The organism is Paenibacillus sp. 1182 (assembly GCF_017833915.1).
GTDB lineage: Bacteria > Bacillota > Bacilli > Paenibacillales > Paenibacillaceae > Paenibacillus > Paenibacillus polymyxa_D.
Window position 1 is genome coordinate 156272 of sequence record NZ_JAFICR010000012.1, and the last position, 26346, is coordinate 182617.

General features: G+C 45.9%; 20 protein-coding genes. 14 read left to right on the top strand and 6 right to left on the bottom strand.

Features of this window, described 5'->3' with window-relative positions:
• Positions 1–11 precede the first annotated feature (11 nt).
• Complete coding sequence (locus JOD82_RS22415; protein WP_209949960.1) at positions 12–3452, bottom strand: GH36-type glycosyl hydrolase domain-containing protein; 3441 nt, start codon at positions 3450–3452, stop codon at positions 12–14.
• Between the two features lie 25 nt (positions 3453–3477).
• Positions 3478–5640 carry a glycoside hydrolase family 3 N-terminal domain-containing protein gene (locus JOD82_RS22420; protein WP_209949944.1) on the bottom strand — a complete coding sequence of 721 codons (2163 nt, stop codon included), beginning with the start codon at positions 5638–5640 and terminating at the stop codon, positions 3478–3480.
• Between the two features lie 602 nt (positions 5641–6242).
• Between JOD82_RS22420 and JOD82_RS22425 the strand changes: the two genes are divergently transcribed.
• The 3 genes from JOD82_RS22425 to JOD82_RS22435 are packed head-to-tail and all read left to right on the top strand — an operon-like array spanning position 6243 to position 9290.
• The gene (locus JOD82_RS22425) at positions 6243–7496 is read left to right on the top strand and encodes a sugar ABC transporter substrate-binding protein (protein WP_209949945.1); all 1254 of its coding nucleotides are present in this window, start codon (positions 6243–6245) and stop codon (positions 7494–7496) included.
• Positions 7497–7532: 36 nt separating this feature from the next.
• Positions 7533–8417, top strand: coding sequence for a carbohydrate ABC transporter permease (locus JOD82_RS22430; protein WP_209949946.1), 885 nt, complete (start codon positions 7533–7535; stop codon positions 8415–8417).
• A gap of 12 nt (positions 8418–8429) precedes the next feature.
• The gene (locus tag JOD82_RS22435; RefSeq protein ID WP_245249107.1) at positions 8430–9290 is read left to right on the top strand and encodes a carbohydrate ABC transporter permease; all 861 of its coding nucleotides are present in this window, start codon (positions 8430–8432) and stop codon (positions 9288–9290) included.
• 94 nt (positions 9291–9384) lie between these two features.
• Here JOD82_RS22435 and JOD82_RS22440 read toward each other — a convergent pair whose 3' ends face one another.
• A complete protein-coding gene (locus tag JOD82_RS22440; RefSeq protein WP_039274262.1) occupies positions 9385–9972 on the bottom strand; it encodes an RNA polymerase sigma factor in 588 nt (195 codons plus the stop codon).
• A 217-nt stretch (positions 9973–10189) separates the two neighbouring features.
• Here JOD82_RS22440 and JOD82_RS22445 point away from each other — a divergent pair, with 217 nt between their 5' ends.
• The 11 genes from JOD82_RS22445 (at position 10190) to JOD82_RS22495 (ending at position 23911) form a co-directional block, all read left to right on the top strand.
• Positions 10190–11932: an ABC transporter ATP-binding protein gene (locus tag JOD82_RS22445; protein WP_209949948.1), complete on the top strand. Its 1743-nt coding sequence runs from the start codon at positions 10190–10192 to the stop codon at positions 11930–11932.
• A gap of 104 nt (positions 11933–12036) precedes the next feature.
• Entirely contained in the window at positions 12037–12222 is a 186-nt protein-coding gene (locus JOD82_RS22450) for a CLI_3235 family bacteriocin precursor (protein ID WP_080710748.1), read from the top strand.
• Positions 12223–12293: 71 nt separating this feature from the next.
• A complete protein-coding gene (ccpM, locus tag JOD82_RS22455; RefSeq protein ID WP_245249108.1) occupies positions 12294–13748 on the top strand; it encodes a Cys-rich peptide radical SAM maturase CcpM in 1455 nt (484 codons plus the stop codon).
• A gap of 11 nt (positions 13749–13759) precedes the next feature.
• Complete coding sequence (locus JOD82_RS22460; protein ID WP_209949949.1) at positions 13760–14884, top strand: TIGR04066 family peptide maturation system protein; 1125 nt, start codon at positions 13760–13762, stop codon at positions 14882–14884.
• A gap of 13 nt (positions 14885–14897) precedes the next feature.
• On the top strand, positions 14898–15173 hold the full coding sequence (locus JOD82_RS22465) for a peptide maturation system acyl carrier-related protein (protein ID WP_069010100.1): 276 nt from the start codon (positions 14898–14900) through the stop codon (positions 15171–15173).
• A 157-nt stretch (positions 15174–15330) separates the two neighbouring features.
• Positions 15331–16113, top strand: a complete 783-nt coding sequence (locus tag JOD82_RS22470; RefSeq protein ID WP_069010098.1) for a type 2 periplasmic-binding domain-containing protein — start codon at positions 15331–15333, stop codon at positions 16111–16113.
• Positions 16114–16261: 148 nt separating this feature from the next.
• Positions 16262–17848, top strand: a complete 1587-nt coding sequence (locus tag JOD82_RS22475) for a S8 family serine peptidase (protein WP_069010096.1) — start codon at positions 16262–16264, stop codon at positions 17846–17848.
• A 308-nt stretch (positions 17849–18156) separates the two neighbouring features.
• On the top strand, positions 18157–19671 hold the full coding sequence (gene arfA / locus JOD82_RS22480; protein ID WP_029516837.1) for an arabinosylfuranosidase ArfA: 1515 nt from the start codon (positions 18157–18159) through the stop codon (positions 19669–19671).
• A 421-nt stretch (positions 19672–20092) separates the two neighbouring features.
• Complete coding sequence (locus JOD82_RS22485) at positions 20093–21988, top strand: HSP90 family protein (protein ID WP_209949950.1); 1896 nt, start codon at positions 20093–20095, stop codon at positions 21986–21988.
• A 24-nt stretch (positions 21989–22012) separates the two neighbouring features.
• A complete protein-coding gene (locus JOD82_RS22490) occupies positions 22013–23074 on the top strand; it encodes a hypothetical protein (RefSeq protein WP_029516835.1) in 1062 nt (353 codons plus the stop codon).
• Between the two features lie 87 nt (positions 23075–23161).
• Entirely contained in the window at positions 23162–23911 is a 750-nt protein-coding gene (locus tag JOD82_RS22495) for a glycerophosphodiester phosphodiesterase (RefSeq protein ID WP_209949951.1), read from the top strand.
• 164 nt (positions 23912–24075) lie between these two features.
• On the opposite strand, the gene JOD82_RS22500 is transcribed toward JOD82_RS22495, so the two are convergent.
• From JOD82_RS22500 to JOD82_RS22510, 3 genes are all read right to left on the bottom strand, one after another.
• Positions 24076–24903, bottom strand: a complete 828-nt coding sequence (locus JOD82_RS22500; RefSeq protein WP_209949962.1) for a class I SAM-dependent methyltransferase — start codon at positions 24901–24903, stop codon at positions 24076–24078.
• 84 nt (positions 24904–24987) lie between these two features.
• The gene (galU, locus tag JOD82_RS22505; RefSeq protein ID WP_209949952.1) at positions 24988–25926 is read right to left on the bottom strand and encodes a UTP--glucose-1-phosphate uridylyltransferase GalU; all 939 of its coding nucleotides are present in this window, start codon (positions 25924–25926) and stop codon (positions 24988–24990) included.
• Entirely contained in the window at positions 25923–26345 is a 423-nt protein-coding gene (locus tag JOD82_RS22510) for a GtrA family protein (RefSeq protein ID WP_029516832.1), read from the bottom strand. Before JOD82_RS22510 ends, galU begins: the two co-directional genes overlap by 4 nt.
• Position 26346 lies beyond the last annotated feature (1 nt).

Here is a 26346-nt window from a genome sequence, read left to right on the forward strand (position 1 = left end):
TTAAAAACGCTTTATAAAATAATCTCCAGACGGTGTACACCGTCATGTTCTGCCAAGGCTTGCTCGAAAATCTCGCGTTTGATGCGCAAGGCACCGGAGCGGTAGCGATTATCATCGGCTGGCACGCTTTCCAGTGGTATTCCGTTCAATACTGTACGGCTTTGCTCACCGCCAGTATGCTCTTGCAGCATGCGGTAGACGAAGGTAATTGGTTTTCCCGCAAAGGAAAATTCAAATTCCAATCCGTCGAGATGATCCGGCAGCACGGGGTCTAGGATCAGATCTTCGCCCGACTGACGAACACCAAGGACGTTCGATATGAGCTGATTCATATAGATTCCTGGACCACTGGAATAGATTCTCCAGCCGCCTTTGACGGGTACGGCTCCTTCACGCAGTTCACCAAACCGTTCCTGTGCTTCATAGCGGGTGTTAAATTTACCGTCCGAGCTACTGAAATAGGCGTTGCTTTGGCGCCATTCGGCATTCGGTACGGACGCACGGATGCCGACCGGATTGATGAGCTTCAGGCTGTGCCAAGCGTCATCTTTGCGTCCCAACTTAGCCATCGCTTCCGCAAAGCGGATATGGGCATGCACATATTGCAGCCCGACCTCACGTCCAAAGTTGGCCGCTTGCTCTGCACGCTTGAAGTGCGAGCTCACACCGCCATCATACTGTGCAGGGCGGTTCATCAGACGCACGCCATCCGGGCAGAGGAACTGCTCACGGATGAGCTGCTCATGAGCCAATGCTTGCTCAGGCGTGAGCAGCTGGCTGATCATGCTGCGTGTCATCGGCAGCAGCCGATAATGGATTCCTGTCTCGGTGTCAGACGGATGGAGCATCAGCTTAGGTTGGCCGGGCTCTTCCATATACACAAAGCCCGGAATAATCCCGCTCTCCAGCATGTAGCGGTTGAAGTCTTTACGGATGCCATTGGCCATCTGATGTAGATCTTGTGCAATGTTGTCGGCTTCGCTTACTACATCTACGGGGACCTGCTCCAAAGCAGCAGCAAAGTTACTAATAACTTGGTAGGTGAGTGCAACCGTCCAGCTGCTCGCCATGTATTGCTTCAGCTGTGCATTGGCTGGCTGGAGGGTGTCATCCCAATCGCCGTCGCCATAGGCCGACAAATACGTATCATGCAGGAAATTCTCCCGAATATATTCGATTTCCTTCAGGGCATGTTCCATGAGAGTCGCCGTCTGCTTGGTATAATCGAAAGTATGCCGATGGGTGTAAGGTACATTTTCTTCCAGAATACTGTAATCACGGGTTGCGGTCAAATAATCGCCCAGTACCTTGAGTGGCCAGACGATAATATCCCCATGGCTTTCTTCTTGCTGCACTTGAGTGTAGTTGTCAAACATAAACCATTGCGGCCAGTTTCCGCTGTCCTCGTACTGATGGCTGAAAACAGTCAGCAGAATGGAACGAACCTCATCGAACTTCTGCACAGCTGAGAAATATTCCACAGGTCCCTGACACACATCACGTGTTCCCCAGGCTGCACCACCGTATTGCTCCAGACCGTGAGGCACAGAGTAGTGAACGAGCATATTGTGGGTGTACCACCAAGCCACTGCGTTCACACGGAAAAGCTCACTCGTTTCATGTTGACCCAGCGACAGATGGAAACCGTTCATAAGCTCGGCAAAATATGCCCGATAGCGCTCGCGTTCATCTTCAAAGGAAGCGTGACGCTCTTTGTGCGCTGATTCTTGACCAGCTGAAAGCCCATTCAGCCAACCCTGCACGGTGCAGGTCCATTCGCTACTGTCACCCAGCTCCAGCACAACCAGAGACGCATCAGGAGAGGCACCACCCTGTAGCAGTGCTTGAGCGTCGCTCACATGCTGTAATGGAGCGCCCTCTACGTGCATTCGGTAAAGCAGGTCGGGGTAGGCCTCGGCGCTCAGGGAAGCGGAGTCTGCCCGGAAGAGCAGGGCGTCACCTTCACGTTCCATATGAAACGGAAGCTCATATTCGTTCACATGCATAGACATTTGCTGAGTGATGAGGAACGGATAGGTTTGGCCACTTACCGCACGCATGTGAAGCCGAACTTCTGGGCTATCGGCATTCGTATGGTTTGTAATCATGAATGTATCGTCAGCCGTTTTGTAATACCAGCGCACATAATTAAAGCCAATTTCGAACAGGGAAGGCATCGTGAGCAGGCGGTATTTCCCTTGGATTCCGACATAGATGCGCTGACCGGATGTCTTGGGAATATTGAGCGCATTACGCGCGTTGGTGATCATTTTATTGAAATTGGTATTGCCGATCACAAGCTGGGAATTGAACACCCCGTACATATAGGAGGTGGTTGTAATGGTTTCTTCCTTACCTCCTGAGTAATGACCGCCCATTAAAATGTGCCCGTGGGGACGCTCTACACGAAGCTCTTTGGATTTGAGTACGACATGCTCATAGTTGTCCGTGAAAAAGGAAAGTAGTTCATCGCCATCCCGTTCTTCTTCCTGCCGTTTGGGGAAAAGTTGATCCACTTCGGCATCGGTGAAGTCCAGTGTACGCAGCGGCTCACCGATGGTTTGAACTGGAGCCACACGCCCTGTCTGAAGATCACTTGCCGCGCGTACCGGTATGATGGTCTCGGAAGCGTCTACTAGAATGGCAGCTACTTCGTCACGTGCTTTTGTCACCATTTCCTGATACTCCAGCTTTGTCACTGCGGCTGGATGATTGGGCTGGAACAGACCGTAAAAAGTAAAGCGAGCTTCCCCGGCAAGTTTCACTCGCTCGGACTGCAATGCGGTATAGGCGAATTCGTATTGGTATACTTCATTGGCGAGCGAGTCGCGACGGAGTGCTTCCGGCTCATTCGTTTCTTTGTACGAAAGTCCAAAGAACTGAAATCCGTCAGTCGAGTAACCAACAGTGCGGGTTAACGAGCCTTGTTGAATGTATGGGAATGCCTGACTTTGAGGCTGGTTTTGACGTGAGCAAACGGTATAGCCTCTTTGTTCATCATGATACACGGTGTGGTCAATATATTGAGATAAATAAGCTTCATTACTGCGCACAGCAGCGGTATCGGCAATGCCGATATCCTGACCGTACACGACATCTGCTTCCACGTCATCGCCCTGTAGGGTTACATCCCAGAACCATACTCCCAGGCGGCTTAGCGTGAAGGTCACCTGATAGCCTACACCAGCGGTGAAACCTTCCCAAATAATCTGCTGATCCGTTTGTCGGATTACTCCTGGTGAGCGAACTCCAAGCAGGGGAGTGATACTTACGCCGGACGGACGGTACAATCTCAAGTACAGATTGTTCAAGGAACCGTCGACTGAATTGGTCAACAGTTGGTTGATCATCGTTGAGCCGTGGGCGATCTTATACACATCACCACTGCTCAAGAAGGTAAAAGACAGGTCGCCGGCCCGCAGCAAAATATTTTGATCCAGACTTGTATTCATCATAGGGAACGCCTCACTTTCCTGTTTATTTCACTAACCGAAAACGGCTTTCACTAGTATCTCGGCTGTTAGGTCCTGTAAAGACGGCAAATTCACCGCTGTCACTGCTGAAGCTCAAATCTGCATGATGATAACGCAGCTGAGGCTCGGTCAATACAAATTTCACTTCCCGGCTTTCGCCTGGGGTAAGAAGGACTTTGCAGAAATCTTTCAGTTCTTTCATTGGGCGAACCGTATCACCGCTGATATCACGAACATAGAACTGGACGGTTTCTTCGACTGGACGTGTTCCTGTGTTCGTTACCTGCACTTTCACGGTCAGTTCCTGGCCAGGTATAAGGGTATCGCCGGAAAGCTGTACGCTATCATAAGCGACATCGGTATAACTCAGTCCATAGCCAAACGGGAATAAAGGTTCGTTCGGTACGTCTAGATATTGAGACACATAACGTTCTTTTGTATTCGGATCTAACTGCGGGCGTCCTGTATTAAAATGATTGTAGTACACGGGCACCTGTCCGACCGATTGCGGGAATGACATGGTCAGGCGACCCGTAGGTTCGGCATCACCGTACAACAAGTCGGCAATCGCCGCGCCGCCTTCGCCACCAGGGAACCAGGCTTCCAGTACAGCGTCTGCTTCTTCAATAACACCGTGCAGATCCAACGGACGACCATTAAATAATACGGCTACCATAGGCTTGTTCAGCGTCTTCAGGCGCTTCACCAGTTCCAACTGGGCTTGTGGCAGGCGAATATTGGAACGGCTGCCTGCTTCACCACTCATATCCGAGCGCTCTCCAAGCGCCAACACGATAACCTCTGCTTGGCTGGCAACTTGCAGAGCTTCTGCATATTGCTCCTCAGTTATATCGTCGATAGAGCAACCTGTCGCAACCGTGAGCAGCGAGGAGGATATTTTCGATTGGAACCCGTCAACAACGCGAATAGCTTCCTCTTGCGAACCGCTCCACGACCAAGAGCCCAAGATATCACCACTCTCTGCAAAAGGCCCGATCAACGCAATATGTTGATTGCGATTCAATGGAAGAACGGAATCATTTTTGAGCAACACGCAAGATTTAATAGCTAATTCTTTGGCAACCGTACGGTGAGCTTCACAGAACACAACTTCACGTTCACGCTCAGGGTCTGCGCCGCGTAGCGGATTTTCGAACAAGCCCAGCTTTTGCTTGAGCTTCAATATACGCATTACTGCATCATCAATGAGCGCTTCATCCAGCTGTCCGCTGCGAACCAGTTCAGGCAGATGCCCGTTATAGCAGGAGGTCATCATTTCAATATCTACGCCAGCCAGCAGTGCTTTCTTCGCTGCCTCGCGCTCATCCTCGGCGATGCCGTGAGGGATAAGCTCCTTGATGGCGGCCCAATCCGAGATGAGTACACCATCAAAGCCCCATTCATCACGAAGCAAATCACGCATCAGGCGCTTATTGCCCGTTGCGGCTACGCCTTCTACGGTATTGAAGGACGTCATCACCATTTCGCAGCCTTCATCTAAGGCAGCTTTGTAGGAGGGGAGATAATACTCTCGCAGCTGCCATGCGGATACATCTACAGTGTTGTAATCCCGTCCGCCTTCGCCAGCTCCATATGCGGCAAAATGCTTCACGCATGCGGCCACCCGGTCGGTATCGTTCGTCAGATCTTTGCCCTGAAATCCGCGTACAAACGCACGGGCAAATTGACTGTTGAGATGAGGGTCTTCCCCAGTAGATTCCATCACACGGCCCCAGCGCGGGTCACGCACCAGATCGACCATAGGGGCGAATGTGACGTGAACACCGGATACAGCCGCCTCGCGGGCAGCAATGGTAGCGCTCTCTTCTGCCAGCTGCATATCCCATGAGCAACCAATAGCCAGCGGTATAGGGAAAATCGTTTTGAAGCCATGTACAATATCTGCCATAATTAAAAGCGGAATACCCAGACGGTTTTTACTCAAATGAGCCTGCTGAACACGAATTGCTTCCTTGGCCCCTGCGATGCCAAGCACGGAACCGACGTTATGGACATTTTTCTCTGTGATGCCAAGAGAAGCCATAGGGCCGGTAATTTGACTATCTGTTCCCGCTTCTTCAAAGAAGGCACCTACAAGCTGTAGCAGTTGATCAACTTTTTCTTCAAGCGTCATGCTTTCTAAATAGGAATTCAGGTGTTGTTCCATCATAATCCTCCATAAGCTGTATTGTTGGTGGACAGCTCTCTTTTTCAGATTCATGAGATTTTTTGGATAAAGATGATTCAAAAAAGTGCTAAAAAGGCTAATAGCTAGTATAGAAGCATAATGTTCTGTCGTATTATTAATCGAAACGTTTCTATTATTGAACTCAGTTGGATTATATACGCTTTCAAATGGAGAGTCAAATCCAATTCGGGAAGTTTTTATAGAATAAATAACGTAATAAAGATGATATAAATGTAAAAAAGTCGGAATTGTAGGTGAATAAAAAATAATATTTCTATTGAATACGGTTTCAATTTGTTCTATAATGACTATCGAAACGTTTCTATTGAGGAGTATGGTCCTTGTGCTTTGAATATAAGTGTTATAGAGGTATGCTTTAGTCGCTATGTATTTACAAGTATTAGGCTTTTGCAAAATTCGATTCAAGTCGCTCCGAGGGTCTATAATATAGGCGAATAAAATCATTTCGTTCTATATATTGCTGATTACAAGTCGCTTTGTGGATTTTTGCAAAATTCTTGTATTTGAATTCGTTATCATATTGCATGATCGGTAAACCGGTCATCTCGGGAGGAATTCGTATGATGAAAAGAACGTTGGGGATCATTTTGGCAAGCACCTTATTACTGGGAGGCGCGCTGGCAGGCTGCTCGTCCAAGGATGATTCGTCTGGCAAAGATGCGAACGGCAAGACGACCATCACCATGTGGGGTATGGGAGCGGAGGGAAAGCTGCTGCCTGAAATTGTGAAAGATTTTGAGAAAGAGAATCCAGATATTCACGTTGATGTACAGGCGTTGCCTTGGGATAACGCTCACGATAAATTGCTAACAGCTGTTGCCTCGAAGTCTGGTCCGGATGTGGTCCAATTGGGAACGTCGTGGGTCCCTGAGCTTGCGTCTGCGGGTGCATTGACAGACATCACACCTTATATCAGCAAATATCCTGAGCTGGACTCGAAGAATTTTTTTCCGGGTGCTGTGAGTACGACCAAATTTGAAGGAAAACCGGTCGGTGTACCTTGGTACACTGAAACGAGAGTTTTGTTCTATCGTTCTGACCTGCTGAAACAAGTCGGATATAATGAAGCACCTAAAACGTGGGAAGAGCTTTCCGATGCTGCCCAAAAGCTGGCGGCTCGGGGCAAAGGCAAATATGGCATCTCCTTTAGTGCAAAGGAGCAGTCTATGGGCTTTATGTTTGCTCTCCAGAACGGTTCCAAACTGGTTGACGAGCAAGGCAATCCGCTGTTCAACCAACCGCCGTTTGTAGATGCTGTGAAGTATGTAAATACCTTTTTCCAAAATGGCTCTAACGCAGTGGATATTGGAATTGACTCCGTTCAAGGTTTGCAAGGTGAGGGGATCGTTCCAATGTTTATCAGCGGTCCTTTCATGATTAAAGAAATCAAGACCAAGGCACCAGAACTGGAAGGTAAGTGGAATATAGCGGAGCTTCCTGGCAAAGTAAACAACCTGTCCGTTTTGGGTGGAGCGAACCTTTCAATTATGCAATTCAGCAAGCACCCAGAGGAGTCGGCCAAATTCATGGCTTACATGAGCAAACCAGAAACGCAACTGAAATGGATGGATCTGTCCAGTAACTTGCCTGCGACTACTAAATCGTGGGAGGATGCCAAACTGAAGAGTGATCCGATGCTTCGGACGATTCGCAAACAGCTGGATCATTCCGCAGCATTGCCGCAACTGGCCGCATGGGAAGAGGTTTCTCAACAATTCATCAAGAGCTTCGAGCGTATTTACCGCGGTCATGCCGATGTACAGAAGGAAATGGATGACTTTAATCAGCAGGCTGCAAGTATTATGAAAAAATAATGATCCATATCCGCCATTGTCAAAGGGAGTGAAGGCATGAAAGGAAGCTCGCAGAAGCTTGCGCCATACTTGTTTATCGGTCCCTCCATCATCCTGTTGACGCTGTTTTCGCTGTTGCCGATTCTACTGGCGCTCGTAATCAGCTTCACGAATATGGATCTGTCAGGACTCGTTAATTATGATAGTATTCGCTTTATAGGTCTGGAAAATTATACAAACGTTCTATTGGACCCATCCTTTATAAAGTCCCTTGGAAATACCCTGTTCTTCGTCATCATCGGTGTTCCGTTGGTGCTGATATTTTCGCTTAGCATCGCGATTCTGATTAACATGGGTAAATCACGTGCTTTCAAAGTATTCCGCGTCGTGTTCTATCTACCATCCGTAACGAATGTGGTTGCGGTCGCGGTCGTTTGGAGCTATCTGTATAATCCGACGCTGGGATTATTCAACTATGTACTTGGTCTGATGAATTTAGGTCCCGTCCCATGGCTGACTGATCCAACAGTAGCGAAAGTTTCGTTGATTGTGTTAGCAGTTTGGCGGGGCATCGGTTTAAACATGATTATTTTTATTGCGGCTATTAAAGGGATTCCGGGTTCTTATTATGAAGCGGCTCAGCTTGACGGGGCCAATACATGGCAGCAAATTCGTTATATTACGCTACCGCAGCTTCGTTACGCTATTTTCTTCGTGTCCATTACGACGATGATCGGCTGGCTGCAATTTTTCGAGGAACCGTTTGTCATGACCAAAGGGAAACCGCTCGACGGCACGCTGACGGCATCCCTGTTCATTTACAATAACGGCTTCCAATTTAGTAAATTCGGGTATGCCGCGGCGGGATCGTTCATTCTGTTCTTCGCGATCATCGCGGTAACGCTGATTCAGTTCCGTTTGCAAAATAAAGCGGAGTCCTGATAGAGAGAGGTGATGAACGTGAAAACAGCTGTTCAACAAGCCCGCAACAACTCGCGCAGTGGTGAAAAAACATTTCAATGGTTCGTGGCGATTCTCCTGACCGTGGGAGGTCTGTTGATGGTGCTGCCTTTTGCGTGGATGATTTTATCCTCCTTTAAGACAGAGGGTGAGGTAACCCAAATTCCCCCGACCATCTGGCCGCAGCATTTTACACTGGATAATTTTAAATTACTATTCGATAGCATGGCTTTTGGAACCTATCTGACGAATACGCTGATCATTGTTTTAGCTTCCTTCTTCGGATTATTCCTGAATGCCATGGCGGGTTATGGTTTTGCCAAATTCCAATTTAAGGGCAAAGGGTTTCTGTTCTATCTCGTACTGGCAACGATGATGATTCCAGGTCAAGTGACGATGATTCCCGTCTATTTGATCCTGAATCAGATGGGATTGACCAATTCCATGCTGGGGATTGTCCTGCCTGGATTGGTAGGCGCGTTCGCGATCTTCCTGTTCCGGCAGTTCATGTCCGATATCCCGGAAGAGCTGCTGGAGGCGACACGTCTTGATGGAGCAGGGGAGTTCCGCACTTTTCTACAAATTGTGCTGCCCATTTCGACGCCAATTATCGCAGTACAGGCCATCCTGACCTTCATCGGCGGATGGAACAGCTTCCTGTGGCCGCTCATTATTGCGAACGATGAGAAGCTATACACCTTGTCTGTCGGACTGTCACTACTCAAGGGACAGAACGAAAGTCAATTTGCCCTGCAAATGGCAGGCTCGACCTTCATGGTCGTTCCGATCATGATTATCTTCATTGTTTTCCAAAAGTATATTATTGAGAACTATACGATTTCGGGGATTAAGTAATCGTGTAGTGTGAATACAATTCATAGTCACAAGAACGGACAGCGGAGCTTCCCTTTGGGAGAGGGGCTCCGCTTTTTTGCTTTCATGGATAAATTTATATATGAGTTAGGCAATATTGATGGGACAATGTACGAAGTTTTCTTTTCAGTCTATAGATTCGAGTCGTTGTAGCCGTAACCGAAATATTATATTTGACAGCAAGGAAGGGCACAGCCAGTTGTCGACAAAAGTAGTCTTCATAGAGCGTATATTCATTGTTGGAAAGCTGCATTAGTATATTAACGATAACCGTATCCACATCTCCCAATCTACGATTTTCCCACTCCTCCTCTACCGAATTTGAATAACTACAGATCTTCTCACATTCAAGCGTAGTTTCATGCTTTTTTTGTGTATAGTAGCACCTAAATGATTTATATATAAGATTTTTAGCCGTGAGGTACAGCCAACCTTTTACATTGGGGTGTTGTTTGAGCTTGACCAGTTGCTGTCTTGCCGCTACAAAAGTATCTTGTGTACATTCTTCTGCCATAAATGTAAAGCAAGACTGATTCTTGACTAAATGCATACAGAAACGGTATACCTCGCTCAGATAAAGTTCACAAATTTTTCTGTAAAAGCATCTGGAACTACCTCTGCACTGATCCTCTTTGCAACAGTCGATAACCATCGTGGTCGGCATTTGTTCAAGCCCCCTTTGGACGGATAAAAAAATAAGTGATTTTTGTATGTGCCAATCATATACATTAATTCCAATTTTCAAGAATGACATAAATCATATTTAATCTCGTAAATATGGAATTACTAGAACAGTTAAAAGATGTTTTAAGGTGATTTTGATTCTGATACGGAATTAGTTAATAGGGGGAGAAGGTACATCTGATGAAAGGGGGAAAAGGATGAAAGAATCCATAGTATATAAACGTCTGGCGGCAACATTTAGGCCTTATCTGAAGACGGTCACTATCATTTTGATATGTCTCATCCTATCAGCGGGCTTGAATATATTATTGCCTTTAACAAGCAAGGTTATTGTGGATCAAGGTCTTCTGAAAGAGAATATGCAGGCTGTAATCCTGTACACTTCTGCTGCGTTTTTAATCGTTTGCTTGGACAAGCTGCTGAATGTGTGTAAAGAAACCTTTCGGGCAGGTTTAAGCGCACAGGTTACCTTTTCTTTATTTGAAAAAGCGTATTTACATCTGACAAGAGTACGAATGAGCTATTTTAACCGAACCAATGAAGCGGAGTTGCTGAACCAAATTGGCACGGATGTAGGCAATGTATCAAGGATCACAGATAGTGGAGTATTTTTTGTTATTATGCAGGCGTTCAGCATGATTGGTGGTTTATGTGGTTTGCTGCTCATTAACTGGAAAATGACTGTAATCGTGCTGCTTTTTTTACCCATCAAATATGTTGTGGTGAAGTATTTTGTGAAGCGTAGAAAAAAACTGGTAGGGGATTTTATTGAAGGCAGTAGTGATTTTGCCCAGTGGTTTGGGGAATCTGTCGGGGGCATGAAGGAGCATCGAATGTTTGGTCTTATTCCACATAAGCATCAGCAGTTCTCAACCAAGCAGCGTCGAATTGTAGATTCAGAACGGAAATTGTCACTTCTGGACGCCTGGAATATCGCTTCGGAATCTATTTTAATTCAGCTTCTAATGATGCTTGTGTACGTTGTGGGAGCTAATCTTATCTTTCGTTTACAGCTCACTGTAGGGGGGATTTTTGCCTTTGTTTCTTACAGTGCTTATGTTACCACTCCTGTTTTCGCTATTTTAAACATTGGCTACATGCTGGCTGAAGTCGTTCCCTCCGCCATTCGATATTATCAGTTCTTGGACTGGGCAGAGGAAGAGACATCTAATTCAGTCACCCCAGCGTCTATACTAACTGAGCCGCCATTCGAAGATCACATTGCATTTCATCATGTTTCTTTTTCTTATACCAAGGATGAACCCGTCCTATCCGACGTGAACTTTAGGATTGCCCGAGGGGAAAAGGTAGCTATCATTGGAGCAAATGGGGCAGGGAAGTCTACGCTGCTGGATTTGATGATGAGATTCAGCCAGCCTGATCAGGGGATAATCACCTATGACGGCATTGACATCCAAAGCTATGAAATAGATGAGTATCGAAGTCAAATAGCTTTGGTCAGTCAGCAGGTGTATTTATTTGATACTACTATTTTTGGCAACATCCGCATAGGCACAGAAGTCACTAATGATGCAATAGAGGACATTATCGCTGAGGTTGGCCTGGAAGAATTGGTTCAGAACTCGGCAGATGACTTCCCCATAGGCTCGAACGGCTCCAGATTGTCGGGTGGGCAAAGACAGAAAATTGCGATGGCAAGGGCATTGATCAGGGAAGCGTCATTGTTTATTCTCGACGAGGTGACCTCCAATCTGGACACAGCAGCTAGGCTAAATGTTCAGCAATTGTTGAAGACCCGGTTGCGTGATAAGACCGTAATCATCGTTACACATCGCAGCGAGATATTAGCGCATGTCGATAGAGTTATTTTGTTGGAGAACGGCGAACCAGCCCAAATAGGATTACACTCCCATTTTATGACCTGTCATGCGGAATACAGAGGATGGGTATTAGAGAAAGAAGAGGTCCCCATAAAATGATGAAAAAAACAAACGCATTCATAGTGTGATTTAACACCATGTACGGAATTAGTATAGGTGAACACCTTTTTAAATCATATCATGAATGGGAGGAGTAGTTTAACATGCGTAAGCTTGTGAAAAGAAGCGCGAATGTAGGCGACACGATTGAGGCATTTGGCTGTGGTTGTTCCTGTTACTGTCCTTGCTCCTGTTATTGCGCAGGCAGTCTGACTCGAAGCTCCAATACATCGCGAGAAAGTGACGGTTCTTATCGCAGAGATAATGGAACTGGAATTGGTAATTATTAGGATTATACCTGTATGGAGGAGCCTGGACATTCCAGGCTTCTGTCCACATCAAAACAGAGTAGGTGTGAATCATGAATATGTGCCAACCCTTTATATACACATTTCAAACGAGACTCCACCATTATGTATATGATGTAAATACTAATTTAATTTTGCGGATTAAAGAGGAGGCTTATCATTTTCTGAATTCGCATTCCAGCTTCAACCTGGATCAGATGGAGGCTACACCGGAATTGCAGCAGTATATCCGTGACTTGTTGGATAACGGATTTTTATCTTCACAGCGTCCGCAGATTATGAATCATCCCAAGACAAAGCACCTGGAGCATATGCTTCAGCATCAGCTGAAAACCCTCACCTTACAGGTAACTCAAAATTGTAATCTTAGATGCTCTTACTGCGTTTATTCAGGAGGATATGACAATCGAGGTCATACGAATCTGATGATGGATTTTGAGACAGCGCGCAAGTGTATTGATTTTGTCATTGATAGATCAGTAGACAGTGACCGTCTGGATTTCGGTTTTTATGGGGGAGAGCCGCTCATTAATTTCCCGTTGGTCAAGAAATGTGTCGAATATATCAAGGAGCAGGTGGCGTATAGAGATGTAGGTTTTCATTTGACGACCAACGGTACGCTACTTAATGACGATATTTTGGACTTTCTGGATGAGCATCGTTTTGTACTTACGATCAGTCTGGATGGAGATCAAGAGAATCATGATAGAAATAGACGATTTGCTGTTAACGGACGAGGCTCCTTTGATACCATTATTGCCAATGTAGATAAAATTAAGAGAAATTACCCGGACCTCTTTGAATGGATTAATTTTAATGTGGTGCTGGATACCCGTAATGATTTTGGTTGTATCAATGATTTTTATACGAATTATGAAACCTTCGAAAGTCTGTACAGTGTAAGGTCCTCCTATATTAACGATGCTTATGTGAAGGATGAAATTTTGTACAGGAATGAATTTATTGAGCAGAGGGGCTATGAGGTAGTTAAAATGATGCTTTCCAAATTTGGGAGAGTAGATGAAAGCCATGTCTCGAAGCTGATTAAGGACTATTATATTCAGATATATTTCCGAATGTTTCATTATAGAAAGCCTTCTGCGGGGATGCCGATAGAGGCGCATCATGGCGGACCCTGTGTGCCTGGTGTACAGCGATTGTTTGCGGATGTGCATGGAAATCTGTATCCATGTGAACGGGTCAGTGAGCAGTCGGAAGTGGTGCAGATTGGAACGGTGGACACGGGCTTTGAAGTGGATAAAATCAACCGGATTTTGAATGTAGGGATAATCACGGAGGATGCATGTAAAAACTGTTGGAATTTCCGCTTTTGTACGTTGTGTGTTGCTGTAGCAGATGATTTGCATACCTTGTCCAAGGAAAAGAAGCTGAGTCATTGTTCGGTAGTCAAAAACGATATTCGGCACACCCTACTTGATTATTGCATGATGAATGAGCTGGGCTATGATTTCTCCGAGGATACGATTCTCGATTTTGAAAAAGCATGAGGGGTGTCTCCATGACCAATAAATTAATCATTTTTCCGTTTGATTATGAAACGATAGCCCTGGTTAGGAACTTGAATCTATTAGGAAGTTATGAGGAAGTTGTCCTTATTTCTTTTCAAGGGTCGGGGATGATCGGGAAAGATGCCTGTGTAACGGACAAGGGGGAAGTGACAGGCTTCATCGTGAAGCCAGAGTCTTGTTTGGAGCAAGAAATAGAGCGTTGTGATGCTATATTACTGGTGAAATCCAATTTCAAGCTGGATGTAGCTGAGGTGTATCTTCCCGTGATCAAGAAGGCTGGACAGCTTGGCAAAAAAGTCATGTGTAATTTTACTTTGCCAGACTCATGTATGGAATTCATCGAACCCTGTGAGGAGCATGAGGACAAGCTGATTTTAAAAAATACATTTGATGTACGCACGAAAGATATTTTACCGCCTGACCCGGGCTCTGTTATTCATGATTTTTTTACACCGGTTCTATTTGTATTAGGGTTGAACGAGCGAACGCATAAGCTTAATTTACAGTTTAACCTTCGGCAGAAGCTTGAAGCACAAGGATATCGGGTGTCACAAATCACATCTAATGGATGCGGGGAGCTGATTGGTGCACATTCTTTTCCACAGTTTATGTTTGAGAGCGGTATGACGGAAACCCAGAAGATTATCATGTTTAATCGGTATTTGAAAAAAATAGAGCAGAGCGAAAAGCCTGATCTAATACTCGTGGGCATTCCAGGTGGGATTGTTCCTTTTAACAATACGTTCACGAATTATTTTGGAGTAACCTCTTTTTTGGTATCCCGTGCTGTCAGACCGGATGGACTGATCTGTTGTCTTCACTATGATGAATACAATATAAAATATTTGGAGCATGTGAAACAGTACATGGAAAACCGTTTTTCCTCTTCCTTATTGGGATACGCCATATGTAACAATGTATTCGACAGTTACTCTTCTTCCACGGTCAATATGCAATATGCATCTGTTGATCATCGTTTCGTGGAAGAGAAAAAACAGGAATTTTCCAATTATTCCGTGCCCGTACTCCATCTGTCCAACGATGAAGATATGAATAGGCTGACGGAGAATATTTTACATTATTTTTCGGTTGATCATCATGTAGTTCAGTTGTAATGGAGGGAAGAACATGAACTTTACTCAGGATGTAACGGGAACAGGAATGACACTGGAAAATATATTTTGGAAGCTTTTTAAAATAAAAGCGGGCGAGATCAATAAAGAGGCTACATTACTGGGGCCTGATATGGGGTTGTTCCCCAGGGATCTGGTATATCTATTATTTGAAGTGGAAAAAAGTTTTGCTATCCTAATTCCGGAAGAGCGTATAGTGGGAGGGGGGTTGCTTACATATAACAGCTTGTATGAGACGATAAAGGGCTGCTTAACAGTGGAAAAGGAATGAAGGATTTGTGAAAATGATGATAAAACATACAAAAACATACAAAAATATCCGATATACCTCTAGAATCACTTATTTCAGGATTTTGCAAAATTCGATTTCAGTCGCTTACTCGATTTTTGAAAAAATCCTCATTTAGAAGAGAATTGGAGGTTTTAGGATGAATGTATCATTTACATCATCTCACCAATCGCCGTTCCGCACCGCAGATAACAACCGACTTGAACTACGGCATCCCTTTTCCGCTCAGGCTGAAAAGAAGGGTATAGGCAAGCCACAAAACAAGGTTATTCAACAATTGACAGAACAAAAGCAAAATTTGATGGAGAGGCGTTCGGACTATTTAAGTAATGCGCTCAAGCGTGGTCTCGGTCCAGAAGCTGTAAAAGCTGAAATGGAAGAGATAGATAAACAGATTCAGCAAATTGACGAGAACATTCAAAAGCAGTCACTGGAAGAGCAAAAAAAGGCTTTAGGCATGGATGAGGAGAGTAAAAAAGAAGCTCAAAAAGGTAGAAAGGAAGAATATACGCCTAAGACTGCTGAGGAGCAGCAGCAAAGATTGGTCACCTATACAATGCATAGTGTTGTATCTGCAAACAATGAGTTGAAGAGTGCCAAAATAGCCAAAACGGCACAAATCACATTGGGAAGCGAGGCTAAGGGGTGGGAAAACGCTAACCCTGCAAAATCAGCGTCTTTGCGTGAAAAGGCAGAAGGACTTAATGGAAAGATCATGGAAATCGCTGCGAATATTAATGAGCGTATCAGTGAAGCAGTGAATAACGAACCGATGATTACAGATCGGGTTGAACCTAAGGAAGAGCAGGAGGCAAATCCAGAGGCAGGCAGGGTGTGGACTGAACAAGAGCTCAATGCTTATCTGGACTCGGCCAAAGACGGGGCGAAGACTGCAGGCACGAAGGTGAATATTGCAGTCTGATCCAGCTATTATGTACATGGTTTGCTAAATTAGGAGGGTGCTTTCAGACGAACGCTATCGTTCGCAGAGGCACCCTCCGCTTACTCTAATAGAACGGAACAGAGCCGTGAGATTCATTCCACAATCCGAAGAGACAGGGGGAGAAAACATGAATGGCAAGATTCATGTAGCCATTATTGACGACGGGGTTAATGCTGGCTTTTTAAACACCCAATTATTATATAACGTCGAAATAGCTCATGGAGACGTAGAAGATGGACGTACCTTAAATCACGGTACGCTATGTGCAGCTATTGTACAAACGTATTTTCCAGATGCGATCATTAGCAGTGTAAAAATAATGAACCATAGAAAAGGAAATGCAACTCAGCTTTGTGCTGCGCTGGATTGGTGTGTAAAACATGGTGTACAGGTAGCAAATATCAGCCTGGGGAGTATAAATTATCGAGATCGAAGCATGCTGCGGGAGGCTGTAAATGATGCAGCTATGGCGGGATTAATTATAGTATGTGCTGCACAAAACGGAGGACTTCTTACTTATCCGGCCTCCTTTGCCAATGTGATTGGTGTGCGCTGCGATCATAGCGGTATTCTCACAGCAGGACAATATACATATGATGCTGAGTTAGCATTCTCAAGCGGTATCGATTTTATCGCTTTTGCCAAGCATGAACTAGTAGGTGCAGCTGGAGAGGCTGTACAATGTCCCAACAGCAATAGCTATGCCACTCCATTGATTACAGCACACATATGTAAAGTTTTGCAGCAGTCCAAAGCTGTTCCTTCCATAGAACAGCTAAAACATATGTTACATAAGTATAGCTATCTTCCGATACAGGATACTAAATTACCCGTAATGCGTTACGGACATCCGGATTGGATACGGCGCGCCTATGTGTTTATAGAGGAGTGTGCAATTAGTTCGAAAGCACCCTATTATTTTCAGACCCAATGTGAAGCTCAACCCTCTGGCGACAAAGTTGCCGCGATCATCGAACAAGCCATCCTGCGGGAGCGAGAACAACAGGATACAGCGCTCGAAGGTGGACAACGGGTATGCGACCTGACAGATACGATTGTCTTGCTAGGGGAAATGGAGCCAGTGAGCTTGCAGGAAGTGGAACAATTGGCTTCACGGTATGGAAAACATGTCGTCTATATCTCTAAAAATCAACGACACACCCCATCACTGAATTTTTCATCTTGCTATTTGCGCTGGTGGCAGCAAGAGGAGGGGCTCTTTATGGCGCAGGAGGAGGCTAGCTCAATAGAGGATTCACGCATTCCGCATATTTGTATTTATTATGATAAGGGCATTGACATTATTTATTTTTTGCATGAGTTGAGAGGGGCCTTTGCCCGGGATGAATACCAAAGCTGGATCGCGGTGGACCAGTCCGCGGCAGTGTTGCATGATATGGAGTATACGCTCCCTTTGGATGCAAGCAATGGATTACAGGAACTGTTATATAATGCGGGTAAAATGGCATATAACGCTTATACGGATATTGCTATTTTGTGTGTAAAGGCTGCGAATACTGAGGATTGCACCAAAGAACGAGTTTTATTAGGCGTAGATATTGAGCTTTCTTTGCTGGTGAAAGTGGAAACTGAAGGTATTTACATATCTATACGGACAGAGCAGGGATATTTGAAAGAATGGGTCCTCTCAGACTTAAACGCGGGCGATATAGGTGGTATTTATACATATTTAGAACAACTGTTGGTAGACTGATATTCACTATTTAAAACAGACTGCAAGATACGGCAGTAGCACTATTTTGAACGCACCTATAATCCGTTATTATTATTATTTGGCAAAGTGGTTATTCACTCAATAAGTTTGTTTATAAAACAAAATATTTAGAAATACGTAACCAATTGCTTATCGTTTATTATAAATATTAATAAATATATTAAGTATTTAATGATAATATTGACTATGATAAATAGGGTGTGTTATATTAAAACCGTAAATAAAACGGCATCTTAATCTTGGTGGTAGAACGGATTTTATTTTCGCATTCAGAGAGGATGGTTTAGGTGGCAGCAGCTGTAAAAGCAAAGATGATTGTAGACAAATCTTTTCGTATTGCTGAAGTCGATAAACGCATTTATGGCTCTTTTGTAGAGCATCTCGGGCGTGCCGTATATGGCGGTATTTACGAGCCTACTCATTCAACTAGTGATGAAAGCGGTTTCCGTAATGATGTTAAAGAGTTGGTAAAACAGCTTGATGTTCCTATTATACGCTATCCGGGCGGTAATTTTGTATCCGGTTACAATTGGGAAGACGGTGTCGGCCCTGTCGCGTCCAGACCTAGACAGTTGGAGCTGGCGTGGAGAACGGTCGAGCCAAATGAAGTAGGCACGAATGAATTTTTCAAATGGGCCAAGGATGTAGGTTCCGAAGTCATGATGGCGGTTAATCTGGGTACACGCGGAATTGATGCTGCGCGTAATCTGGTGGAATATTGCAACCACACAGGCGGCTCCTATTGGAGTGATCTACGTCGTAGTCACGGGGTTGAGCAACCACATAAGATTAAAACTTGGTGTCTTGGTAACGAGATGGATGGCCCATGGCAGATTGGTCACAAGACAGCAGAAGAATATGGCCGTCTGGCTGTTGAATCTGCAAAAGCTATGAAGCTGATTGATCCTGACATTGAGCTTGTATCCTGTGGAAGCTCCAGTTCCACGATGCCAACGTTCCCGGAATGGGAAGCAACCACACTGGATCATACCTATGAGGTAGCCGACTATATTTCCTTGCACCAATACTACGGCAATCATGACAATGATACGGCTAATTATCTGGCACGCTCTATGGATATGGATCATTTTATCCATACGGTCATTTCGACTTGTGACTATATCAAAGCAAAGAAACGCAGCAAGAAAAAAATGATGCTCAGCTTTGACGAATGGAACGTATGGTACCACTCCAATGATGCGGACAAAAAAATTGATCCGTGGTCTGTGGCACCACCGCAGCTTGAGGATATCTATAACTTTGAGGATGCATTGTTGGTAGGCAGCATGTTGATTACGTTCCTGCGCCACGCGGATCGTGTGAAAATGGCTTGTCTCGCCCAACTGGTCAACGTTATTGCGCCAATCATGACCGAGAATAGTGGAAAGGCGTGGAAACAAACGATCTTCTATCCGTATCTGCATGCCTCCCGTTATGGTCGTGGGATATCGCTGATGCCTGTCGTGGATTCGGAAAAATACGACTCCAAGGACTTCACAGACATCCCTTATCTGGACAGCGCTGTAGTTTATGATGAAGAGGGAGACGCGCTGACTGTCTTTGCAGTGAACCGTCATTTGTCTGAATCGCTGGAGCTGACAGTAGATGTACGCAGTTTTGAAGGCTACCGCATTGTCGAGCATACTGTATTGGAGCATGATGATCTTAAAGCGACCAACAGTCCAGCCGGTGAAAAAGTTACGCCTCACAACGGCGGTAACGCCAAGCTTGATGACGGAATTGTAAAAGCTCATTTGGGCAAAGCATCGTGGAACGTTATCCGTCTCGCTAAGTCTCATTAATTCTCTTCTGTAAAAGGGTACAGCTTCGACTGTACCTAAATAAGCTCGCATTCTCTCTTGTAAGAGTACTACAAGAGCGGCAATGCGAGCTTTTTGCGTAAAATGAGCCATTTGTCCCTCCATAGATATAGGGTTCTGAGAGAAGGGTGGATTTTAAATAAATATTATGTTTATTACTAAATTTAACTAGACAAAGATGACCTTTATTCACTAAGTGCTCGTACTCCGTACATTTTTATGAAGTTAATTAGACCCAGTGCCAGACTTCCCAGGTGAAAAAAGACCCTATTATGTCGTTGTCAACGTACTGATATCTGAAATGCAGGGTGTGCAATCCGACTTAAATCCACGTTATACTTTAAAAGACAGTCTATTTAAATCCAAATGGTGGTTGTAGTATTTCGAGAAAGGAATGATCTCTATGAGTCAAACAGACGAATATCGTTTTCAAGTGAACTTGGGCGGTATGATTGATATTTTGGCCAATCATTTATATAGCAGTCCACGAGTGTTTATACGTGAGGTTCTGCAAAATGCAACAGATGCGATCACGGCTCGCAAGGAGCTGCGGAAGGTTGCTACTGAAAGTAATGTATTAAAAGAAGATAAGGCCCTTGAAGATACAGCTTCTGAGAGTAACGACTATGAAGGTAAAGTCATCGTGGAGTTATCTGGTTCTGGGGAGCATCAGGTATTGATGATTCAGGATAACGGCATTGGATTGTCAGAAGAAGACATTCACCGTTTTTTATCGATTATCGGTCAGTCTTCCAAGAAGGGAGCCGATTTGCTGGCTTCTGAGACTTCGTTTATCGGACGATTTGGGATTGGGTTGCTATCCTGCTTTATGGTGAGCGATGAAATTGTGGTGCTGACCCGCTCGGTGAAGGAAGGCGTCTCCATGGAATGGAGAGGGAAGCCGGATGGGACGTATACGATTCGTCGATTGGAGACCGAACTGCCTGTAGGAACGCAAATTTATTTGCGCTGCAAGCCGGGAAGTGAGTTTTATTATGAGCCGGCGCATGTAGAGGAGTCTTTATTCTATTATGGTGCGTTGCTGCCGTATCCGGTCATGCTGTCTGTAGACGGGGAGACCAAGCGCGTCAATCTTCCATCGACGAGCTGGATGCAGGACCCAGAACAATTACGGAGCCGCCGTAGTGAGGTGCTAGATTTAGGCTATCGCCTGATGGGCGAGCGCTTCAGTGATTTTATACCGTTGCGGACGGCATCGGGCAGAACAGGCGGGATTGCATTCATTTTGCCTCGTAGTGTTAATCTGAACAGCAAGCGGCTGCACCGGGTGTACTTGAAGCATATGTTGGTGTCCGATAAGGCGGAAAATGTATTGCCAGAATGGGCATTCTTCATTAAAAGCCTGATTTGGACAGATGAATTGCAACCAACGGCATCACGTGAGTATTTTTATGAAAATGAGCAGCTTGATGCGGTTCGTTCTGAATTGGGGACCTGTATTCGGGAAGAACTGCTACGCATGGCGGAATATGAACCAGACCGTTTGCAACACTGGATTCGTTTGCACGAGCTGTCCATGAAGGCGCTCGCGGTCGAGGATGATGAATTTCTGCGGATTATGCATCGCTGGTTTTCCTTCGAAAGTACATTTGGGCGGCGTGAACTGAGTGAACTGATCCGAGAGGCGGGCGGACGTCCGTTGCATTACACATCGACAGTAGATGAGTATCGTCAGATTACGCATGTGGCGGCGGCGCAATCCATGTTGGTGATCAATGGCGGCTATATTTATGATTCAGACATTTTGGAAAAGCTGCATTGGATTGACCCTAACCTGCAAACAGAGCGTCTTAGCCCTGAGGAAGTATCTCTATCATTTACCGGGCTAACACAGGAAGAGCGCGAGAATTATTACGGTGTACTACGTGTCATGGATGCTGCTTTGCAGCCAATGCGTTGTCGCGCTGAGTTGAAGCGTTTTGAGCCTGCGAGTTTGCCAGTATTGTATACCATTTCTCAGGATGCACTGACCTTGCGCTCCATGGAAAACACGGTTGAGGAGACAACCTCACTTTTTTCCAATGTGCTTGATAGTCTGAAAGCAGGAGTCCAGCAAAATTCGGGCTACTCCACTTTATACTTTAATCTGAACAACCCGGTGGTGGCCCGAATTCTTGAAGCTACCGATACGCAGATGGTTACGGCTGCTACAGAAATGATGTATGTGAATGCGCTTATGATGGGGCACTACCCGATGAACCGCAGTGAATTGGGACTGATGAATCGCAGTGTACTGCATTTTATCAATTGGGGATTAGGGAACGGACAGAATACGTAATTGCGTAATTAAGGGAGGATTCAAATGGAAGAGACAATATATGAATTGATGGAGCAGGCGCAGGATATGCCCGGAGGGGCGGCAAAGCTGGCGATTCTGGAAGAGGCTGTTCGCTTGGCAGACACTTCCGGATTGAAGGAACTCGCTTATGAAATTCGGGGAGAGATTGTAGACTGCGCTATTTTTAACGGATATCCATTGAAGTCGCTGATTGCTTTTTCGTGGCAGCTGGGCCAATTTGATCAAAATCCAGAGGAATACGACGCAGATGAGCTGTTGTGGAATTACAAATGGATACTCGGTAAGGTGTGCAGCTTTTCCAATATATCGAAGACTCAAATAGAAGATCTGGCGGAGGATATGCGCAGACGTTATGCCGAATACGGGTATAATGAGCGTCCATATTACTATTATAAGTTCCGCATCGCGATGGACATGGGAAATCTGGAAGAAGCACGGCGATATCTGGATACCTTCCGCTTGATCGAACGGGACAGTATGAGTGATTGTGAAGCCTGCGAGCAGAGCCAGATGGTGCGGTTCTACTACTTGGCCGGAGAGGATGAGCAGGCGCTTGCCGTGGCAAAACCGATTTTGTCGGGTCGTATGAGATGTGCAGAAGTGCCGCATGTGACGCTCTCGCAGGTGCTATTGCCGCTTTATCGTCAAGGCGAGGTTGATCAGGCAAAGGAGCAGCATCGTAAAGGCTATCGCCTAGTCCGGGATGACCGTGACTTTCTGAAAACGATAGCAGAGCATATCGAATATTTGACGATTGCTGATCCGGTTCAAGGGATCGAAGTGGTAGAGCGTCATCTACATATGGCGCTAGACTATGAGAGCGGGCTGGAGCAGATGTATTTTTACGCGACGATGGTGAGTCTGCTGCAGAAGTTGGATACTTCGGGAGAAAAACGGTTGATCCGGTTGCCGGCTTCCTTGGAATGGGGGAAAGAGGAGCGCACATTGACGGAAATCATTGCGTATTTTAGGCCACTGGCAGAGTCGGCGGCGGCTGATTTTGATCGACGGAACGGGAATACGTTTTATTCCGAGTGGATCGGGAAAATTGTTCAAACGGCATAGAAGAAGTGTAGCTGTGACGAATATTTTATACTGCCCAAACAATGAGCAGGTATAATGTTCCTGTGAAATGACAGGAGGGGTTATGTGGTGACTGTAACCGGAAAGGTGATTAATTTCGCACACCGCGGAGCTTCAGGTGTATGTCCTGAGAATACGATGGCGGCATTCCGCCACGCCTTGGAACTGGGAGCAACAGGTATAGAAACGGATGTGCAGCGTACCCAAGATGGGCATCTGGTGCTGATTCACGATGAGTCGCTGAAGCGTACGACAGGTTGCTCACTGGATGTAAGGGATATTACGCTGGAAGAATTAAATAAATTGGATGCGGGCGGCTGGTTTGGTGAGAAATTCCGAGGTGAGCGGGTCCCAATGCTGGATGAGCTACTGGAACTAGCCCAGTCCTCCTCGAATACAATAATTAATTTAGAGTTGAAAAATAGCATTTATCTCTATCCGGGAATGGAGGAAGAGGTCATTGCTACCGTGAAGCGTTTTGGATTAGAACAGCGGGTAATCATATCCAGCTTTAATCACGAATCGCTGGCGCTCTGTGCGCAGCTTGCTCCTGAAATCAAGACGGGGGCGCTGTATATCGAAATTATGGTCCGCCCATCCGAGTATGCCACCCAATTCGGGGTTACCGCACTTCATGCCTACAAACAAGTGGTTACACCAGAAGCTGTATCAGAGGCTTTGGCATTAGGCGTCGTCTACCACCCATGGACGGTGAATGAGCCAGAAGAAATGAAGCGTCTGCTAGAGGCCGGGGTAAACGGCATTATCACGGACTATCCTGATCGGTTGGCGCACTTATTGGCTGTCCGCTCTTCCTAGGTTGAAGACACAGTGGAACTGCAACTAAGGTTTGCAGGGATATGAGCGTGGCTATTTATTGAAGAAAAAGACTCTCCTGTACGCACTCGTTTTTACGAGGCGAGGGAGAGTCTTTTTTGCCCTAAGCCGAAGAGCGTATCATCCACGATGGCCTTGATTCCTTTCTACTTGATGCCGAGCCGCATACGATAGCTGAACAGAATGTCTAGTGTTCTGCCCTGAAAATGATTCTCTACCAGGTTCACGAAGCGGGCTACATCGCCGTCAAGCGTTCTATTGCCAAGTTTTAAGAGACTTTGAATACCCCCTTGGCTGAGAGCGAGCCCTGTATAACGAGCTGCGTCACACTGCTCACGGTTGTGGAAAACAATCTCCCGGGTATATCGGAATTGCCCGCTGCGTTGCAGATTAGCTAAATGCTGATCCTTGCTCCATTTATGAGCTTGCTGCTCTACTGGGGCTTCCTGTTCCAAAAGGGTATCCGCTTTGGTGATAAGCTCTGTATAAGCTTGCTCTATCTGCCATTGCAGCACCGGAGGCCAGTCACAGTCAAAGGCTGCGAACACGCCGCCCTGAGCCAAGACCCTGCCCGCTTCCTGAAGCGTGCTCTCGGGGTCCATCCAGTGAAAGGATTGAGAGCAGGTGATGACGTCTACAGTTCCGTCCTCAAAGGGCAGGTTGTTGGAGAACCCGCTTTTGAAGGAAATGGTTCCTGCCTTTGTCGTTCCTGCTGTCTCCAGCTTGTGCTGCGCTTTTCCTCTCATGTCCGAGTTAGGCTCGATACCGACGACTTGCCGAGCGGCGTTTTCCCATATGAAAGTTGAAAGTCCTGTACCGCAGCCAATATCGGCAACGAGCTCTACGTTTCGCTCCAGATAGCGGCTGACGATTTCCACGACGAGTGACGGTGCTTCCGGGCGGTGCTGATCGTAGTTGTCGGCAAAACCGCTAAAACGATCTACGTTGCTTTGCAGATTTCCCTCAGGTATTATAGGTCCTCTTCCTCCTTAGTTTCGACCGGGCGGCCGAGCAGATTCAAATGCTGCTGTACTCCTACATTGTACAGGTTTACATGTTCATCCATCTACTCTCGTGATTTCACAGCACCCGTCGGATTTCGGAGGGGAAATTCCCTGTTTTATCATTGAAGCAAGCGCCCACTCGCGCATCATGGAGTCAAGCATTGGACGCAAATCTTCGCGTTGCATACCCATGTGGAGCACGGCTTCCAGATATCCAGCTTTATCTCCAATATCATAACGTGTGCCTTCCAGTTCCAATGCGAGCAGTTGGTTCTGCAATGCTACCTGATGGAGTGCGTCTGTCAATTGATATTCACCGCCTGCCCCAGTGGACAGGTTTTCCAATATAGAGAAAATGGAAGGCTCCAATACATACCGACCAATGACTGCCTGCCGCGAAGGGGCATCTGCCGGAGAAGGTTTTTCAACAAGCCCGCCGACTTCGTGGATGAGACCGTTCTGGTGAGTAGAGTCAATAATGCCGTATTTACTCACATCTTGTTCTTCCACCGTGCGCACGCCGACCACTTGCTTGCCAGTCGCCTCGTAGACATCCATCATTTGACGGATCGCCGGGGTGGAGGAATTCATAATATCATCGCCCAGCAACACGGCAAATGGTTCATCGCCGATGAACTGACGAGCGCAGCTTACCGCGTGTCCCAAGCCGAGAGGTTCTTTTTGACGGATATAGTGAATGACTGCTTTACCCCCGATGCTTTGAACTTCACGCAGAAGATCGTATTTACCTTTGCTCTCCAGTACCTGCTCCAACTCCACAGACTTGTCAAAATGATCCTCGATGGCTTTTTTATTACGCCCCGTTACGATAATGATGCTCTCAATTCCGGACTTGATAGCTTCTTCTACGATATATTGAATAGCCGGCTTGTCTACGATGGGAAGCATCTCTTTCGGTAAAGCTTTCGTAGCTGGTAGAAAACGGGTTCCTAATCCGGCGGCTGGAATAACAGCTTTTGTAATTTTTCTCATAGAAACTCACTTTCCTTTCGGGATGGGGAACCAAATACCCAGTATCGGCTCCCGATATAATTGATGATCATTCCGGCTGCGGTGGCGATCAGCTTGTCTAAAGCAAGTGGCAACTCGGTTCCCGTGTGGAGCACTTGCAGTAATAGGGAGGTTATCCCTAATACGACCAGGTTGATGACGATAAATTTGGGTAATTGACGCTTGTTTGTGTCGTTTGATAGTTGTTTGTTGAATGTCCATTTGCTGTTCAAAATATAACTGTTGGCTGTGCCGCAGCTGTACGAAATGATCTGCGCTACAATGACCGGCACTCCGCCCCAAGCTAGCAGCATAAAAATAATATAATCTACGCCTGTATTCACCAGACCTACAATGCCAAATCGAATCATAGGAAGCAGCTGGGCCATGCGACTTTTCATA

Coding starts and splice junctions, on each gene's coding strand:
- JOD82_RS22435 (WP_245249107.1), top strand. CDS start 8,430: ATGAACGTGAAAACAGCTGTTCAACAAGCCCGCAACAACTCGCGCAGT.
- JOD82_RS22425 (WP_209949945.1), top strand. CDS start 6,243: ATGATGAAAAGAACGTTGGGGATCATTTTGGCAAGCACCTTATTACTG.
- galU (WP_209949952.1), bottom strand. CDS start 25,926: ATGAGAAAAATTACAAAAGCTGTTATTCCAGCCGCCGGATTAGGAACC.
- JOD82_RS22485 (WP_209949950.1), top strand. CDS start 20,093: ATGAGTCAAACAGACGAATATCGTTTTCAAGTGAACTTGGGCGGTATG.
- ccpM (WP_245249108.1), top strand. CDS start 12,294: ATGAATATGTGCCAACCCTTTATATACACATTTCAAACGAGACTCCAC.
- JOD82_RS22490 (WP_029516835.1), top strand. CDS start 22,013: ATGGAAGAGACAATATATGAATTGATGGAGCAGGCGCAGGATATGCCC.
- JOD82_RS22465 (WP_069010100.1), top strand. CDS start 14,898: ATGAACTTTACTCAGGATGTAACGGGAACAGGAATGACACTGGAAAAT.
- JOD82_RS22430 (WP_209949946.1), top strand. CDS start 7,533: ATGAAAGGAAGCTCGCAGAAGCTTGCGCCATACTTGTTTATCGGTCCC.
- JOD82_RS22445 (WP_209949948.1), top strand. CDS start 10,190: ATGAAAGAATCCATAGTATATAAACGTCTGGCGGCAACATTTAGGCCT.
- JOD82_RS22470 (WP_069010098.1), top strand. CDS start 15,331: ATGAATGTATCATTTACATCATCTCACCAATCGCCGTTCCGCACCGCA.
- JOD82_RS22440 (WP_039274262.1), bottom strand. CDS start 9,972: ATGCCGACCACGATGGTTATCGACTGTTGCAAAGAGGATCAGTGCAGA.
- JOD82_RS22420 (WP_209949944.1), bottom strand. CDS start 5,640: ATGGAACAACACCTGAATTCCTATTTAGAAAGCATGACGCTTGAAGAA.
- JOD82_RS22415 (WP_209949960.1), bottom strand. CDS start 3,452: ATGAATACAAGTCTGGATCAAAATATTTTGCTGCGGGCCGGCGACCTG.
- JOD82_RS22510 (WP_029516832.1), bottom strand. CDS start 26,345: ATGAAAAGTCGCATGGCCCAGCTGCTTCCTATGATTCGATTTGGCATT.
- JOD82_RS22475 (WP_069010096.1), top strand. CDS start 16,262: ATGAATGGCAAGATTCATGTAGCCATTATTGACGACGGGGTTAATGCT.
- JOD82_RS22460 (WP_209949949.1), top strand. CDS start 13,760: ATGACCAATAAATTAATCATTTTTCCGTTTGATTATGAAACGATAGCC.
- JOD82_RS22450 (WP_080710748.1), top strand. CDS start 12,037: ATGCGTAAGCTTGTGAAAAGAAGCGCGAATGTAGGCGACACGATTGAG.